Raw genomic sequence first — 14,065 nt, 5'->3', positions numbered from 1 at the left:
GACCGCTGCCCCGGCCCCGAGACCAGATTCCGGAACGGGAAATTCAGGACCGGGGGCCCTGATTCCTCTTTCCGTAAGCCAGGATGATTCCGGTATGCCCTGGACGTACCATATGGCTCACCTCACCCAGGCGTTTTGTCTCGATTTCCCCGGTGAACTCGTCGAGGCTTTTCCTCACCTCTGCCTCGTCGACGTCGCACGCGGGGAAATGCCGGTTGCCAACGTCATACCCATGGGAGCCCTCCATGAACGCGGCGGCGAAAGGAGCTCCGGGCGCGAGGCTGAGCATGAAGCACTCGATCGCCTCCCGGAACTCGTCGTGCGAGGTGGAGATGGATTCCGCTACGAAGAACATCGTCCCCATCTGCCACTTGCCCTGGGTGTTCCGCAGACCCAGGAGCCCCCGCCGACCGAGCTTGAACAGATTCCCCTTCTGGACGCGTACCGTTTTACGAAATCTTTCGTTCCGCTCGCCGTCGATGTCGGCGTAGGGATCGCGCTCGGACAGCACCTTCCAGAAGGCGTCCCAGTCCGGGTCGAGGCTGTCGCGCTGCTGCCGCAGATAGCCGACGTTCCTCGGTGCGCGCTCGAAGAGGGTGATCCGGTCGCACCACGGCAGCATCGCCAACGCCGGATAGAGATTGGCTCCCGCCCCGATGTCAATACCCAGAATCGGCCGTTCGACGTGGTCTGTGCGGGCGCTGAAATGATCGCTGAAGTGATCCCTTACCAGTGAAAGGATCTCCGCATCCACGTCGAGAAGATCACGGTAATTCTGGTCAAGGTATGCGCTGGGGTCGAATTCGTTCCATGGTGCATCGTCATTGAGGACGCACGTTTCGACCGGAGCTCGGGAGGTCATGCTCGACCATACACCCCGGCGAGTCCGCGGAGAAAGCTACCACCTTAGTACGCCCGATCGGGTAACAAGGTCGATAAAATGACATAGCCGAAAGCGTGCTTGTTGCATGTAAGCCGTGCCGTCATCCTGAGCGGAACCCGAGCGGAACCCCCGGGAGGTGGCATGACTGCTCTGCCCGCGCGTCGAGCCGCACGGCAACTTCGGCTGAGAAGCGTCACGGAAGCGGACCTCGACGCGCTGGCCCTCCTCGACCGGGAAGCCTTCCCGGAGGAGCCGTACCCCTACTTCGTACTGCGTCAGATGTACGACGTGTACCCGGACCACCTGCTGGTCCTCGACGACGGCACCGCGCTCAAGGGATACGTGCTCGTGGGCACCCGCCCCGACAAGAGCCGCAGCTGGATCCTGGGCCTGGGCATCACCCGGGACGAGCGCGGCCGGGGCTACGGGCGGCGGCTGATGGAGGAGGTACTGGGCCGGCTGCGCGGCATCGGTGTACGCGAGGTGCTCCTCACCGTCGCCCCGTCGAACGCAGCGGCAATCCTCCTCTACGAGACCCTCGGCTTCACCGCCGAACAGACCGTCCGCAAGGACTACTTCGGCCCGGGCGCGGACCGCCTGGTGATGCGGCTGCGGCTCTAGACCCCGGTCTCGCCGAACCGGCGCACGTACCGCCGCTGCCACGGCGTCTCCACGGCCCGCGGGTGGTAGTGCCGCCGTACGAACTCCACGGCCTCGTCCGCCGGTACGCCGTCCAGCACCGCCAGACAGGCCAGCGCCGTCCCGGTCCGCCCGCGCCCGCCACCACAGGCGACCTCGACCCGCTCGTCGGCCGCGCGCTCCCAGGCCCCGGCCAGGGCGGCGCGAGCGGCCGGCCGGTCGGCGGGGAGCCGGAAGTCGGGCCAGCGGATCCAGGTGAACTGCCAAGGGACGGGCGAGGGTTGACTGCCGAGGAGATACAGGGCGTACGAGGGCCTGACCGCCGTCGGGTCGAGGACCCGCCGCAGACCACGCCCACGCACCAGCCGCCCGGACGGCAGCCGCAACACACCGGCGTCCCGCGCGTCCCAGTGCTCGCTCATCCAGCCCTCCTCGTCAATTGCCACCCGCTCGCCCCGGCACGGGGCTCGGCCCGCTCACGACCAGACCTTCTGCATCCCCGCGCCACTCATCACCGGGCCCTCCGCATCCCCGCCCCGCCTACACCGCCGGAGCTTCCGCGCCCTCGCCCCGCTCACACCACCGGTCCCCCGCGGCCCCGCCTCCTCATCAGGCCTGGCTCGCCCCCGGCCCACTCACCGCCGACCGGCTCACCTCAAGCGGCTCACGCCACCGGGCCCCCGCACCCCCGCCATCTCATCCCGCCTGGCTCGCCCCCAGACCACTCGCTGACGGCCCACTCGCTCCCGCCCCGCTCACCCCAAGCCGCCTACTCCGCCCCACTACCCTGCCCCCCTCACTCCCGCCCCGCCTCCCTGAGCGCCCTCTCCAGCAGTGCCCCCGCCGCCCATCGCATCACGGCCTTCGCCTCCTCGGGGTCGAGTTCGCAGACGTCGCGGGTCGTTACGAGGGCTTCCACGCCGTAGACGAGGTTGACCGCGTTGGTCAGGCGGCGGTGGACCTCGGGTGGGAGGGTCGCCGCGAGGGGTTCGAGGGCGGTGCGGGTGACGTCGAGGCGGCGGCGGTTGCGGATGGGGGTGTCGTCGTCCCCGGACGGCTCGGTCCAGCGGGTCAGGGAGGCGATGAGCACCGCCCGCCACACCGCCTCGTCGCCGAGCTGCATGTCCGCGATTCGGGAGACCACGAGGTCCAGCCGCTCGGCCGGGTCCTCGGGCAGGTCGGCGACCGCCTCGAAGCCGCGGGCGACCGTCTTGGTCTCGCGGAGCAGCTCCTGCGGGTTGGAGAAGTAGCGGTAGGCGGTCGCCACCGACACCTGGGCCACCTGGGCGGCGTCGGCGATCGTGACCTGTCTGCCCTCGCGGACCAGGGAGACCGCGGCGTCGACCAGCGCGCGGCGGGTGCGCAGCTTCTGGTTGCGCCGGCCGTCGCCGACGGACTCCGCGTCCGCCCCCCGCGCGCCGGTCGTGCTTCCCGCGCGCCCTTCACTCATGAGAATTTCCTCTTGTTGTGAGAGAGTTTTCTCATTACGGTAGCACTGTCTCAGAAACGGGGGCCGTGCCCTTCGGGTGCGGCATGAGCGAGAGGGGGTGCCCCCATGGGCACCATCACACCTGCCGAAATGGAAGCCCTGATCGGATCCCACATGCTGGCCGAGGAGCACGGCGACCCGGGCGAGGCGGTCGCCTCGTACACCGACGACGTCGAGCACGACGTGGTCGGCTTCCCGGGCGACCCGATCCGCGGGATCCCGGCCGCGCTGGAGCGGTACGAGCAGCTGGTCAAGGACCTGCGCGTGGAGAGGTCGCAGCGCACGCACACGTACTACTCCGACGACGCGGCGACGGTCGAGGACCTGATCACCGCGGTGGTCACCGGCGAGTTCATGGGCATCCCGGGCAACGACCGCAGGATCACCTTCCGGATGCTGCACGTCTTCGAGTTCAAGAACGGCAGGATCTCCAGGGAGAACGTCTGGCTGGACGGCGCTTCCATCGCGGCCCAGCTGACCGCGGCCTAGGGCCAGGGCACCCTCCGCCTTGCAGCTGCACGCGCCAAGCTCCGCTCACCGGCGCCGATGAGTCACCGTCCCTGTTCCGCGGCCTGATCCGCCGGACAGGCCTTGGCGGCCCTCTGCTCGATCCCACGGAAATGCACGGCCATGGCCCGCTGCGCGCCCTCGACATCCCGGGCGCGCAGCGCGGTCACGATGTCCCGGTGCCGCCCCACCGTGACGTCGGGCGCCGGCCCGTCGCCCCGCCCCCGCACCCCCAGGACCCGGCGGAACACCGTCCAGAACGCGCCCAGCAGCTGCGGCACCAGCGCGTTGCCCAGCGGCGCGTAGAGCAACTCGTGGAATTCCCGGTCGAGTTCGGGAAACGGCCGCCCCGCCCGCCCCGCCGCCTCCATGCCGTCGACCACCGCCTCCAGCCGGTCCAGCTCCGCGTCGGTCAGCAGCGCGGCCACCCGCCGCAGCAGCCCCTCCTCCAGCACCTCCCGCACCTGAAGGATCTCGGCCAGCGCCCCGGTGTCGTCGTCGTGCCGGGCGAGCGTGCGGAAGGTCAGCCCGTCGACCAGCGGAGTGAGCGAGGCCTGCCCGACGTACGTGCCGTAACCGTGTCTGATCTCCACGATGTCGAGCGCCTGGAGCGCCTTCAACGCCTCCCGCACCGAGTTGCGGCTGACACCGAGATCCTCCATCAGCTCGGTCTCGGTGGGCAGCGCGGCGCCCGGCCGGAGTTTGCGATCGAGGATGAGCTGCACGACCTCGCGCCGCACCCGGCTGTTCCTGGACTCCTGGTTCCCGGCATGGTTCCCGGTCGCCGCACTCCTGGGCCGCTCGGACATGCGCCGCATCGTACGCGCGCCGGACGTCCCACGTCCCACCTCCCGCACTGACGTGCACCAACTCCCGCCATTTCACGCCGTCATTGGCCCGACCTCTGGCAGCTACGCCATTCGTGTGCGATCCCTTGACCGCCCCCTGTGCCCCTCCTATGGTCGCGCCTGACGAACAGGACGTAGGACGTCGTATCTCCTCTCGCTCCGCTGAAACTTCCCGATGGCACTCTTCGCTGGAGGAACCGTGCACCGCCGGACCTTCCTGAAGCACACCGGCGCCCTGAGCGCGGCCGCCGCCGTCTCCGCGTCGCTGTCGGCCTGCTCCTCCGGGCCCCAGTCCACGAACGACACCGGCACCGGCGGCGGCAAGGACCGCACCCTGACCGCGGTCATCGGCTACGGCAACGACGGCAGCTGGGACCCCACCCAGACGGCGTCCGCCTTCTGCATGGCGGCCAACAACCACATCTACGAGGGACTCCTCGACACCGACCCGATCTCCCGCGAGCCGTACGCCGCGCTGGCGACCGAGGTGCCGAAGGATCCGAAGGCCACGACCTGGCGGTTCACGCTGCGGGCGGGTGCGAGGTTCCACGACGGCAAGCCCGTCACCGCCGACGACGTCGTCTTCGTCTTCGACCGGATCCTCGACCCGAAGACCCAGACCCTCGCCAAGGGCTTCTTCGCGAGCTGGCTGAAAGAGGTGCGGAAGGTCGACGCGTCGACCGTCGAGCTGGTGCTCAAGTTCCCCTTCCCGGACGGGCTTTCGAGGCTGACCCTGGCGAAGATCATGCCGAAGCACGTCTTCTCGCGGCCCGGCGCCTGGGACAAGGCGATCGCGGGGCTCGCGGTCGGCTCGGGGCCGTACCGGCAGACCGCGCACCACCCGAAGTCGAACACCACCTTCGCCGCCTTCGAGGACTACAACGGCCCGCGCAAGCCCGCCTTCGCCAGGATGAACTGGCTGACGATCGTGGACGCGGCCCCGCGCGTGGCGCGGATCTCCGGTGCCAGCGCGGGCGCCCAGATCTCCGACAACATCCCGTACGCCAACATCGAGCAGCTCAGGAGCGGTGGTCTGTCGGTCGCGGGCGGGGCCGGGATGAACAACCTGTTCCTGATGTTCAACACCAAGCACAAGCCCTTCGACGACGTACGGGTGCGGCAGGCGCTGCACTACGCCATCGACACCGACAAGATGGTCGAGGTCGCGCTCAAGGGGCACGGCAAGCCGTCGTCGTCGTTCCTCAACGAGGGCAACCCCAGCTACCGGCGCGCGAAGACCGTCTACGACTACGACCCCGACAAGGCGAAGGCGCTGCTGAAGGCCGCCGGGGTGAAGAACCTGAAGATCAACGTCCTTGCGGTGAACGTGAGTTGGATCGTCGACTGCCTGCCGACCATCAAGTCCTCCTGGGACGCGATCGGCGTGAAGACGACCCTCTCCCCGCAGGAGACGACCGCCGTCTTCACCAAGATGGACCAGAAGCAGGACTACCAGGTGGTCGCGGCCGCCTCGAACCCCAACCAGTTCGGCCTCGACGCCGACCTGATCATGCACTACAACTACGGGCCCACCAACATCTGGATGGGCTACACCCGTTGGGCCGACAACGCCATCGCCAAGCAGCTCTTCAAGGACATGGACCGGGCCACCCAGGAACCCGACGCGGACAAGAAGAAGGCGATGATCCAGGACTACATCGACGTCGTCGCCGAACAGGCCGTGCTCTACCCGGTCGTGCACAACGAGCTGATGACCGCCTGGGACCCGCGCAGGCTCACCGGCATAAGGGCACAGCCGTACCCCGGCATCAATCTCCTCCAGGCCAAATGGGTCTAGGGGCGCGCCCGTGATCGCCGTCGTCCGGATCCTGCTCCGCCGCGTCGCCCTGCTGGTGCCGCTGATGCTCGGCATCGTGCTGTTCGTGTTCCTGGTGATGCGGTTCTCGGACGTCGACCCGGCGTCCGCGTTCTTCCAGGGGGCGAACCCCACCCCGCAGCAACTGCACGACTTCCGCGAGCAGCACGGCCTGCTCGACCCGCTGCCCGTGCGTTACGTCCACTTCGTCGGCGACCTGCTCCAGGGGGACATGGGAACCAGCACCCTCACCCGCGCCCCGGTCCTCGACCAGATCACCACCGCGCTGCCGCTCACCCTCCAACTCACCTTCCTGGGCCTGGGAATCGCGGTCGTGCTGTCGCTGGTGGGCGGGGTGACGGCCGCGATCTACCGGGACCGCCTCCCCGACCAGATCATCCGCGTCGTCTCCCTCACCGGAGTCGCCGCGCCCGGGTTCTGGCTGGCGCTGCTGATGATCCAGTACCTGGCGGTCGACCTCGGCTGGTTCCCGACCGGCGGCTACATCAACCCGGCCGACTCCTTCACCGGCTGGCTGCGGACCATGACCCTGCCCGCCCTCGCCCTGTCCCTCCCGGTCGCGGCCCAACTGACGCGGATCGTACGGACGTCGGTGGTGGAGGAGCTCGACAAGGACTACGTCCGTACGGCGATCGGGAGCGGGCTGCCGCCGCGGGTGGTCGTGGGCCGCAACGTGCTGCGCAACGCGCTGATGAACCCCCTCACGGTCCTCGGCCTGCGCGTCGGCTATCTGCTGGGCGGCGCGGTCGTCATCGAGACGATCTTCTCGCTGCCCGGCATGGGCAAGCTGATGATCGACGCCGTGAAGAACGGGGACCCGGCGGTGGTGCAGGGAGTCGTCCTGACCACCGCGACCGGGTTCGTCGTCGTCAACCTCGTCATCGACGTGCTGTATCTGCTGGTCAACCCGCGACTGAGGGAAGCGTCCTGATGTTCACGCGCGCACGGCTCACCGAAGCCCTCTCGCGACCGGGCCTCCGCCTGCGCGGCTGGCGCCGGCTGCCGCTGCCGTCGAAGGTCGCCGTCTGCTTCCTCGCCCTCGTGGTGCTGGTGGCGGTCTTCGCGCCGCTCCTCGCACCGCACGACCCGCTCGACCAGCAGGCCCCCGTCGACGGCACCGGGCACCCGTCCGCCGAGCACTGGATGGGCCAGGACAGCCTCGGCCGGGACATCATGAGCCGGCTGATGTACGGGGCCCGCTGGTCCCTCGCGATCGGCCTGGGCGCGACGGCGCTCGCGCTGGTCGTGGGGGCGCTGATCGGCGCGGTCGCGGCGACCTCCCGCAAGGGCGTCGACGAGACGCTGATGCGCTGCCTGGACGTGGTGATGGCGTTCCCGGGCATCGCGCTCGCCGCGGTGCTGGTGGCCGTCTTCGGCGGCGGGCTCACGGTGCTGATCTGCGCGATCGCGTTCCTGTTCACACCGCCGGTGGCACGGGTCGTACGGGCGAACGTCCTCGACCAGTACGGCGAGGACTACGTGACGGCGGAACGGGTCATCGGCGCCCGTACTCCCCACATCGTCGTACGCCATGTGGCGGTCAACTGCCTCGCGCCGATCCTGGTCTTCTGCACGGTGCAGGTCGCCGAGGCGATCGTGTTCGAGGCGTCGCTGTCGTTCATCGGGGCGGGGGTGCGGCCGCCGGACCCGTCGTGGGGCAGTGTCATCTCGGACGGCAAGAACATGGTGCTGACGGGGGGTTGGTGGGCGACCGTCTTCCCGGGCCTGCTGATCCTGTTCACCGTCCTGGCGTTGAACATCCTGTCCGAGGGAGTGTCGGACGCGTGGGCCGCGCCGGCGGCCCGCGAGGTCTCCCAAGGGGAGGTGACCGACCGGTTGGAGGCGCCGGAGCCCGGGAGCGGTGAGGTGTTGCAACTGCCCAGCCTCGCAGCCGCGGCCGGGAGACTCCGTGCGAGGGCCCGCGTCCTGCCCGAGGGACAGCAACCAGTACTGGCCGTCGAGAACCTCGCCGTCGGCTTCGACGGGCGCCACGGCGGCGTGGACATCGTGGACGGCATCAGCTTCGAAGTGCAGCCCGGTGAAGTCCTGGGCCTGGTCGGCGAGTCGGGGTGCGGGAAGTCGCTCACCGCGCTCACCGTCATGGGGCTGCAGCCCAGGGGTGCCCGGGTGCGTGGTCAAGTCCGTTTCAATCAGCGGGACTTGCTCGCCGAGCCGATGCGGGTGCGGCGGCGGCTGCTCGGGCACGAGATGGCGATGGTCTACCAGGACGCCCTGTCCTCCCTGAACCCGGCGATGACCATCCGCGCCCAGCTCAAGCAGGTCGTACGGCGTGGTGGCCGCCGGGGCCCCGCCGAACTGCTCGCCCTCGTCGGCCTCGATCCCGACCGCACCCTGCGCAGCTACCCGCACGAACTCTCCGGCGGCCAGCGCCAGCGCGTCCTGATCGCCATGGCGCTGTCCCGCGACCCGAAGCTGATCGTCGCCGACGAGCCGACGACCGCGCTGGACGTGACCGTGCAGGCGCAGGTGATGGAACTGCTGCTGCGGCTGCGCGAGGAGCTGGGCTTCGCGCTGATCCTCGTCTCCCACGACCTCGCGCTGGTCGCCGACGTCACCGACCGGGTGGTGGTGATGTACGGCGGGCAGATCGTGGAGACCGGCGTGACCGCCGACCTGGTGGAGGCGCCCGCCCACCACTACACCCGCGGCCTGCTCGGCAGCGTGCTCTCGCTGGAGTCGGCCGAGGAACGGATGACCCAGATCAAGGGTGTCGTCCCTTCCCCCGCGGACTTCCCGGCCGGGTGCCGTTTCGCCGACCGCTGCCCGCTCGCCACCGAGCTCTGCCGGACCACCCCGCCGGACCTCCTCGGCACCCCCACCCACACCGCGGCCTGTCACCACCCGGCGGTCGAGCTCGTCACCTCGGAGGCCGTGCAGTGAACGCGATCGTCGAGCTGACCGACACCCATGTGGTCCACAAGGCCCGCAGCGGCGGCCTGTTCGCACGGGACCGGGTGTACGCCCTGACCGGCGCCGACCTCGCCGTCGCGCCCGGCGAGACGGTCGGTGTGGTCGGCGAGTCCGGCTGCGGCAAGTCGACGCTGGCCAAGGTGCTGGTCGGCATCCAGCGCCCGACCGCCGGCACGGTCTCCTACCGGGGCCGCGACCTGTGGTCGATGCCGCCCGCCGAACGCCGGGCCGCCGTCGGCGCCGGAACCGGCATGATCTTCCAGGACCCGTCCACCGCCCTGAACCGCCGACTCCCGGTCCGCCAGATCCTGCGCGACCCGCTGGACGTGCACGACCGCGGCACGAAGAGCCAACGCGAGGAGCGGGTACGGGAGTTGATGGCGCTCGTCGGCCTCCCCCGTGCCCTCGCGGACGCACTGCCCGGCCGGCTCTCCGGCGGCCAGCGCCAACGCGTCGCCATCGCCCGGGCGTTGGCCCTCGACCCCGGCCTGGTGGTCGCCGACGAGCCGACCAGCGCGCTGGACGTGTCCGTGCGGGCCCAGATCCTCAACCTCCTGCTCGACTTGAAGGAACGCCTCGGCCTGGCCCTGGTGTTCGTCTCGCACGACATCCAGACGATACGGCGGATGAGCGACCGCGTGATCACCATGTACCTCGGCCGGATCGTCGAGGAGACCCCGGCCGCCGACGTCACCGACCGGGCCCGGCACCCGTACACCCGTGCCCTCTTCTCGGCCACCCCCGGCCTGCTGCACCCGATCGATCCGATCCCGCTGACCGGCCCGGTGCCGTCGGCGACGCATCCGCCCAGCGGCTGCCCGTTCCGCACCCGCTGCTGGAAGGCGGACCAGGTCTGTGCGGCGGAAATGCCCGGTTTCTCGGCCGCGTCGACACCGCCTCACCGCTACCGCTGCCACCATCCTGTGGAGGAGGACGAGGCGACCCACGACCTCGTGCGCCAGAACGCCCCCAGGGAGCCCTCATGACCTTCCCCTCCCCGCTGACCGGTGTCGTACCACCCGTCTGCACGCCCCTGACACCGGACCGCGAGGTGGACGTCCCCTCCCTGCTCAGGCTGGTCGACCATCTGGTGGAGGGCGGGGTGCACGCGCTGTTCGTGCTCGGTTCGTCGTCGGAGGCGGCCTATCTGCGCGACCGGCAGCGCAGGCTGGTCGTGGAGTCGGTCGTGGCCCATGTGGGCCGGCAGCTCCCCGTGCTCGCCGGGGCCATCGACATGACGACCCCGAGGGTCCTGGACCACGTCGAGGCCGTGACGGCGGCCGGCGCGGACGCGGTGGTCGTGACCGCGCCCTTCTACACCCGCACCCACCCCGCCGAGATCGCCCGCCACTTCCGGCTGATCGCCGCCGCTTCCCCGGTCCCCGTCATCGCCTACGACATCCCGGTCGCCGTGCACAGCAAGCTGCCGGCCGACCTGGTGCTGGAGCTCGCGGCCGACGGGACGCTCGCCGGGCTCAAGGACTCCAGCGGGGACCTGGCCGGGTTCCGGGAGGTCGTCACCGGCGCCCGGGGGCTGCCCCGCTTCAGCGTGCTGACCGGGTCTGAGCTGGTCGTCGACTCGGCGCTCGCGCTCGGCGCCGACGGTGCCGTGCCCGGGCTCGCCAACGTCGACCCGCACGGGTACGTCCGCCTCGACCGGCTGTGCCGGGCCGGGGACCGGGAGCGGGCGCGGGCCGAACAGGAGCGGCTGTGCGCCCTGTTCAAGCTGGTGGGCGCCGGCGATCCCGCGCGGATGGGCGGCAGTTCGTCGGCGCTGGGCGCCTTCAAGGCGGCGCTGCACCTGCGCGGGATCATCGACTGCCCGGCGACGGCGGAACCCCAGGTGCCGCTGTCACCGGAGGAGACCGAGCGGGTCGGCAAGTTCCTCGCGGCGGCGGGTCTCCTCTAGAAGGTGTCCGCGGGCAGGCGCCGGAACTCGATCGTGTCGTACGGCCCCGACGCCCCCGTCTCGTACAGGACCCCGACCGTCTTCCAGCCCACCTGCACCAAGTCCGAGTACGCCGCCCGCTGCTGACTGAGCGTCAGCACCTTGGTGAAGGTCGCCCCCTGGTCCGTGCTGCGCCAGATCGCCATCGACTGGCGGACCGTCGGCACGGACGGGCCGGAGAACAGCAACGGGGCGTCCGGGGCACGGAGTTGGAGGACGCTGCCTTCCACCACCGGGACGTCGTTCAGGGTGGGCTGAATGGCGTAGGGGTGGTCGAGGCTCTCCGCGCCGTCGCTGGAGTAGGCATCGAGGCGGTTGCCGACGCTGGTGCCGCTCTGGTCGCGGGAGCTGAAGTAGAGGCGGCCGTCGGGGAGTTCGGCGGCCGTCGACTCGTTGGGGTTGGCGTATCCGTCGTGGGCGCCGTCGACGAAGCCGATGTGCCAGGTGTCGCCGCCGTCGTCGCTGTAGATGGCGTGGGCGCCGTAGTACCTGGCCTCCTGGCCGGTGTCGGTGGAGCCGGCCGGCGGGGCGACGGAGTGGTTGGCGGGGACGACCAGGCGCCCGGCGTGCGGGCCGCGGGTCAGCGCGACCGCGTGGCCGGGCCCGGTGGCGTACCACCGCCAGTCCGCCCGTTTCACCTCGGCCGTGATGTCCCGCGGCGCCGAGAAGCTCAGCCCGTCGTTCCGGCTCTGCTGCACGAACACCCGGCGACTCTGCTCCGCCGTGACCTCGCCGCGCATGATCTGACCCTCGGTCACGGCTCCGCTGTTGTACGAGGTGACGAGGACGATCGCACCGGTGTGCGGGTCGACGACGGGCGCCGGGTTGCCCCGGGTGTCGCCGTTCCCGGCGGCTACCACCCGCATCGGGTCCCAGGTGCAGCCACCGTCCCGGGAGCGGCGCAGGACGACGTCGATGTGGCCGGAGTCGGCGGCGCTGTTGTGGCGCCCCTCGGCGAAGGCGAGGACGGTGCCGCGCCGGGTGGTGACGGTCGCGGGGATGCGGTAGGTGTCGTAGCCGCCCTCCCCCGACACGTACGGGACGGAGGACGCGCAGCCCGTGGAGGCGGAGGCGGGCGTGGTCGCGGTGAGGGGGGTGAGGAGGGCGAAGGTGACGAGGAGTGTGCGGCTCAGGAGAATCACGAGCCCATGGTTCCCGGAGTCACCAGTCCCGACTCGTAGGCCACCATGACCAGCTGGGCCCGGTCCCGTGCCCCCAGCTTCCCCATGATCCGGCTCACGTGGGTCTTCGCCGTCAGCGGGCTGAGGTCCAACACGTCCGCGATCTCCGCGTTGTTGAGCCCCCGCGCGACCAGTGCCAGCACCCCGCGCTCCCGGTCGGACAGGCACTCGGGGCCGCCGGTCGCGGGCGTCGACGGGCTGCGCAGGAACCGCTCGATCAGCCTTGCCGTGGGCCCCGGCGAGAGCAGTGCCTCGCCCGCCGCCACGGTACGGATGGCGTCCAGGAGTTCGGCCGGACGGGTGTCCTTCACCAGGAACCCGGACGCCCCCGCCCGCAGCGCCTCGACGATGTTCTCGTCGGTGTCGTACGTGGTGAGGACGAGCACCTTGACGCCGGAGAGCGTCTCGTCGGCGGCGATCAGCCGGGTGGCCTCGATGCCGTCGAGGTCCGGCATCCGGATGTCCATCACCACCAGGTCGGGCCGCTCCCCGCGGGTCAGCTCGACCGCCTCCCGGCCGGTGCCGGCCTGCCCGACGACCGCCATGTCCCGCGCCGACTCGACGAGCATGGCAAACGCGGCCCGCACCAGGGTCTGGTCGTCGGCGAGCAGTACCCGGATGGTCATGCGGCCCCTTCCCCCGTCGCGTCGAGCGGCAGTACGGCGGTCACCTCGAAGCCGCCCGCCGTCCGTGGCCCGGCGTCGAGTGTGCCACCCACACTGCGGGCCCTCTCCCGCATGCCGACCAGGCCGAACCCGGGGGTGCCGCCAGGGGTCGGGCCGGTGCCGTCGTCGGTGACGGACAGGCGCAGGGCGCCCTGCTCCTCGTACAGCTCGACCCGTACGGCGGGTTCGGGCCCCGCGTGCCGTACCGCGTTGGTCAGCGCCTCCTGCACGATGCGGTAGGCGGCGGCGCCGACGGCGGGCGGGGCCTCGGACACGCGTACCGTCTGCTCCACGCGCGCCCCCGCGAGACGGGCCGCCTCCACCAGGTCGGGCAGGCCGTCGAGGCCGGGGAGGGGGCCGCGGCCGTCGGCTGAGTCGTTCTCGCGGAGCACCTCCAGGGTGGTGCGCAGCTCGCCGCGCGCGGTACGGCAGGTGTCCGCGATGTCGTCCAGCGCCTTCGCCACCGTCTCCCGGTCGAGGCGCTCGGGGTCGGCGGCCAGGACGTGCGCGGCGACCGAGGTCTGCACGCCGATGAGGGTGATGGTGTGGGCGAGCAGGTCGTGCAGGTCCCGGGCGATGCGCAGCCGCTCCTCGGCGACCCGGCGGCGGGCCTCCTCCTCACGGGTGCGTTCGGCGCGCTCGGCGCGCTCGACGATGCCGGCGACGTACTGGCGGTAGTAGCGGACGTCGACACCGCAGAAGAGGACGGCGAGGGCCCAGCCGGAGATGCGCAGGAGCTCGATGCCCTGGTGGTGGTTGGCGGTGAGCACCACGGTCACGATGACGCCCATGACGGCGATCCAGGTGAGGATCGTGCGCAGGGGACGACCGGTGACGGCGACCGTGTACAGCGCCACCCAGGAGGCGGGGAGGGGCGCGCTGTGGTTGTTGTCGAGGCCGTGGTACGGCGCGACGAGGGCCGCCACCAGGGCCAGCACGAGCAGTGGGTGGCGACGCCGCCACACGATCGGGACGTGGGCGGCGAGCAGCAGCGTCCAGCCGAGGGCGTCCGGGCGGCGGCCCGGGTCGGTGAACAGCGCCAGGCACACGCCCGCCGCGGCCAGCACCGCCGCGAGGATCGCGTCGTTGCGGGTGCCGTGCGGGGCGGTGCGCGGGTCGCGGTTGATCACCGCCATG

Annotated in this window: 14 protein-coding genes; 7 read left to right on the top strand and 7 right to left on the bottom strand. The window is 70.8% G+C overall.

Features of this window, described 5'->3' with window-relative positions; translation table 11 throughout:
- Window positions 1-43: 43 nt before the first annotated feature.
- Complete coding sequence (locus MQP27_RS01510) at window positions 44-862, bottom strand: SCO2525 family SAM-dependent methyltransferase (RefSeq protein ID WP_242759612.1); 819 nt, start codon at window positions 860-862, stop codon at window positions 44-46.
- A gap of 162 nt (window positions 863-1,024) precedes the next feature.
- Between MQP27_RS01510 and MQP27_RS01505 the strand changes: the two genes are divergently transcribed.
- Window positions 1,025-1,504, top strand: a complete 480-nt coding sequence (locus MQP27_RS01505) for a GNAT family N-acetyltransferase (protein ID WP_242759610.1) — start codon at window positions 1,025-1,027, stop codon at window positions 1,502-1,504.
- Here the strand turns inward: MQP27_RS01505 and MQP27_RS01500 are convergent.
- Together MQP27_RS01500 and MQP27_RS01495 are read right to left on the bottom strand one after the other, a co-directional pair.
- Window positions 1,501-1,944: a protein-tyrosine phosphatase family protein gene (locus tag MQP27_RS01500; RefSeq protein ID WP_242759608.1), complete on the bottom strand. Its 444-nt coding sequence runs from the start codon at window positions 1,942-1,944 to the stop codon at window positions 1,501-1,503. The genes MQP27_RS01505 and MQP27_RS01500 overlap by 4 nt on opposite strands.
- Before the next feature lie 374 nt (window positions 1,945-2,318).
- Window positions 2,319-2,972 carry a TetR/AcrR family transcriptional regulator gene (locus MQP27_RS01495; protein ID WP_242759606.1) on the bottom strand — a complete coding sequence of 218 codons (654 nt, stop codon included), beginning with the start codon at window positions 2,970-2,972 and terminating at the stop codon, window positions 2,319-2,321.
- A gap of 105 nt (window positions 2,973-3,077) precedes the next feature.
- On the opposite strand from MQP27_RS01495, the gene MQP27_RS01490 reads away from it, so the two are divergent.
- Window positions 3,078-3,500, top strand: coding sequence for an ester cyclase (locus MQP27_RS01490; protein ID WP_242759603.1), 423 nt, complete (start codon window positions 3,078-3,080; stop codon window positions 3,498-3,500).
- A 62-nt stretch (window positions 3,501-3,562) separates the two neighbouring features.
- On the opposite strand, the gene MQP27_RS01485 is transcribed toward MQP27_RS01490, so the two are convergent.
- Entirely contained in the window at window positions 3,563-4,336 is a 774-nt protein-coding gene (locus tag MQP27_RS01485; protein ID WP_372511122.1) for a FadR/GntR family transcriptional regulator, read from the bottom strand.
- Between the two features lie 229 nt (window positions 4,337-4,565).
- Between MQP27_RS01485 and MQP27_RS01480 the strand changes: the two genes are divergently transcribed.
- The 5 genes from MQP27_RS01480 to MQP27_RS01460 are packed head-to-tail and all read left to right on the top strand — an operon-like array spanning window position 4,566 to window position 11,043.
- On the top strand, window positions 4,566-6,164 hold the full coding sequence (locus MQP27_RS01480) for an ABC transporter substrate-binding protein (protein ID WP_242759597.1): 1,599 nt from the start codon (window positions 4,566-4,568) through the stop codon (window positions 6,162-6,164).
- 10 nt (window positions 6,165-6,174) lie between these two features.
- Window positions 6,175-7,134 (top strand): ABC transporter permease, encoded by a 960-nt coding sequence (locus MQP27_RS01475; protein ID WP_242759588.1) that lies wholly within the window; start codon window positions 6,175-6,177, stop codon window positions 7,132-7,134.
- The gene (locus tag MQP27_RS01470) at window positions 7,134-9,104 is read left to right on the top strand and encodes a dipeptide/oligopeptide/nickel ABC transporter permease/ATP-binding protein (protein WP_242759586.1); all 1,971 of its coding nucleotides are present in this window, start codon (window positions 7,134-7,136) and stop codon (window positions 9,102-9,104) included. The genes MQP27_RS01475 and MQP27_RS01470 overlap by 1 nt, the downstream gene beginning before the upstream one ends.
- Complete coding sequence (locus MQP27_RS01465) at window positions 9,101-10,120, top strand: oligopeptide/dipeptide ABC transporter ATP-binding protein (RefSeq protein ID WP_242759583.1); 1,020 nt, start codon at window positions 9,101-9,103, stop codon at window positions 10,118-10,120. The genes MQP27_RS01470 and MQP27_RS01465 overlap by 4 nt, the downstream gene beginning before the upstream one ends.
- On the top strand, window positions 10,117-11,043 hold the full coding sequence (locus tag MQP27_RS01460; RefSeq protein ID WP_242759580.1) for a dihydrodipicolinate synthase family protein: 927 nt from the start codon (window positions 10,117-10,119) through the stop codon (window positions 11,041-11,043). The genes MQP27_RS01465 and MQP27_RS01460 overlap by 4 nt, the downstream gene beginning before the upstream one ends.
- Here the strand turns inward: MQP27_RS01460 and MQP27_RS01455 are convergent.
- Genes MQP27_RS01455 through MQP27_RS01445 form a run of 3 tightly spaced genes read right to left on the bottom strand, consistent with a single transcriptional unit; the run spans window position 11,040 to window position 14,064 of the window.
- Window positions 11,040-12,224: a sialidase family protein gene (locus MQP27_RS01455; protein ID WP_242759578.1), complete on the bottom strand. Its 1,185-nt coding sequence runs from the start codon at window positions 12,222-12,224 to the stop codon at window positions 11,040-11,042. The two genes, MQP27_RS01460 and MQP27_RS01455, sit on opposite strands and share 4 nt — an antisense overlap.
- Window positions 12,221-12,889: a response regulator transcription factor gene (locus MQP27_RS01450; RefSeq protein ID WP_242759575.1), complete on the bottom strand. Its 669-nt coding sequence runs from the start codon at window positions 12,887-12,889 to the stop codon at window positions 12,221-12,223. Before MQP27_RS01450 ends, MQP27_RS01455 begins: the two co-directional genes overlap by 4 nt.
- Window positions 12,886-14,064 carry a sensor histidine kinase gene (locus MQP27_RS01445; protein ID WP_242761331.1) on the bottom strand — a complete coding sequence of 393 codons (1,179 nt, stop codon included), beginning with the start codon at window positions 14,062-14,064 and terminating at the stop codon, window positions 12,886-12,888. The genes MQP27_RS01450 and MQP27_RS01445 overlap by 4 nt, the downstream gene beginning before the upstream one ends.
- Between the last annotated feature and the right edge of the window lies 1 nt (window position 14,065).

Origin of the sequence: Streptomyces cylindrosporus, from assembly GCF_022698165.1 — a bacterium.
Taxonomy (GTDB): domain Bacteria; phylum Actinomycetota; class Actinomycetes; order Streptomycetales; family Streptomycetaceae; genus Streptomyces; species Streptomyces cylindrosporus.
The sequence above is the reverse complement of the archived record's forward strand: the minus strand, read 5'-3'. Positions and strand labels throughout refer to the sequence as shown.

Bases quoted from the DNA above. Each gene is read 5' to 3' on its own strand.
- MQP27_RS01495 (WP_242759606.1), bottom strand. From the start codon at position 2,972: ATGAGTGAAGGGCGCGCGGGAAGCACGACCGGCGCGCGGGGGGCGGAC.
- MQP27_RS01510 (WP_242759612.1), bottom strand. From the start codon at position 862: ATGACCTCCCGAGCTCCGGTCGAAACGTGCGTCCTCAATGACGATGCA.
- MQP27_RS01445 (WP_242761331.1), bottom strand. From the start codon at position 14,064: ATGGCGGTGATCAACCGCGACCCGCGCACCGCCCCGCACGGCACCCGC.
- MQP27_RS01485 (WP_372511122.1), bottom strand. From the start codon at position 4,336: ATGCGGCGCATGTCCGAGCGGCCCAGGAGTGCGGCGACCGGGAACCAT.
- MQP27_RS01460 (WP_242759580.1), top strand. From the start codon at position 10,117: ATGACCTTCCCCTCCCCGCTGACCGGTGTCGTACCACCCGTCTGCACG.
- MQP27_RS01505 (WP_242759610.1), top strand. From the start codon at position 1,025: ATGACTGCTCTGCCCGCGCGTCGAGCCGCACGGCAACTTCGGCTGAGA.
- MQP27_RS01490 (WP_242759603.1), top strand. From the start codon at position 3,078: ATGGGCACCATCACACCTGCCGAAATGGAAGCCCTGATCGGATCCCAC.
- MQP27_RS01450 (WP_242759575.1), bottom strand. From the start codon at position 12,889: ATGACCATCCGGGTACTGCTCGCCGACGACCAGACCCTGGTGCGGGCC.
- MQP27_RS01500 (WP_242759608.1), bottom strand. From the start codon at position 1,944: ATGAGCGAGCACTGGGACGCGCGGGACGCCGGTGTGTTGCGGCTGCCG.
- MQP27_RS01470 (WP_242759586.1), top strand. From the start codon at position 7,134: ATGTTCACGCGCGCACGGCTCACCGAAGCCCTCTCGCGACCGGGCCTC.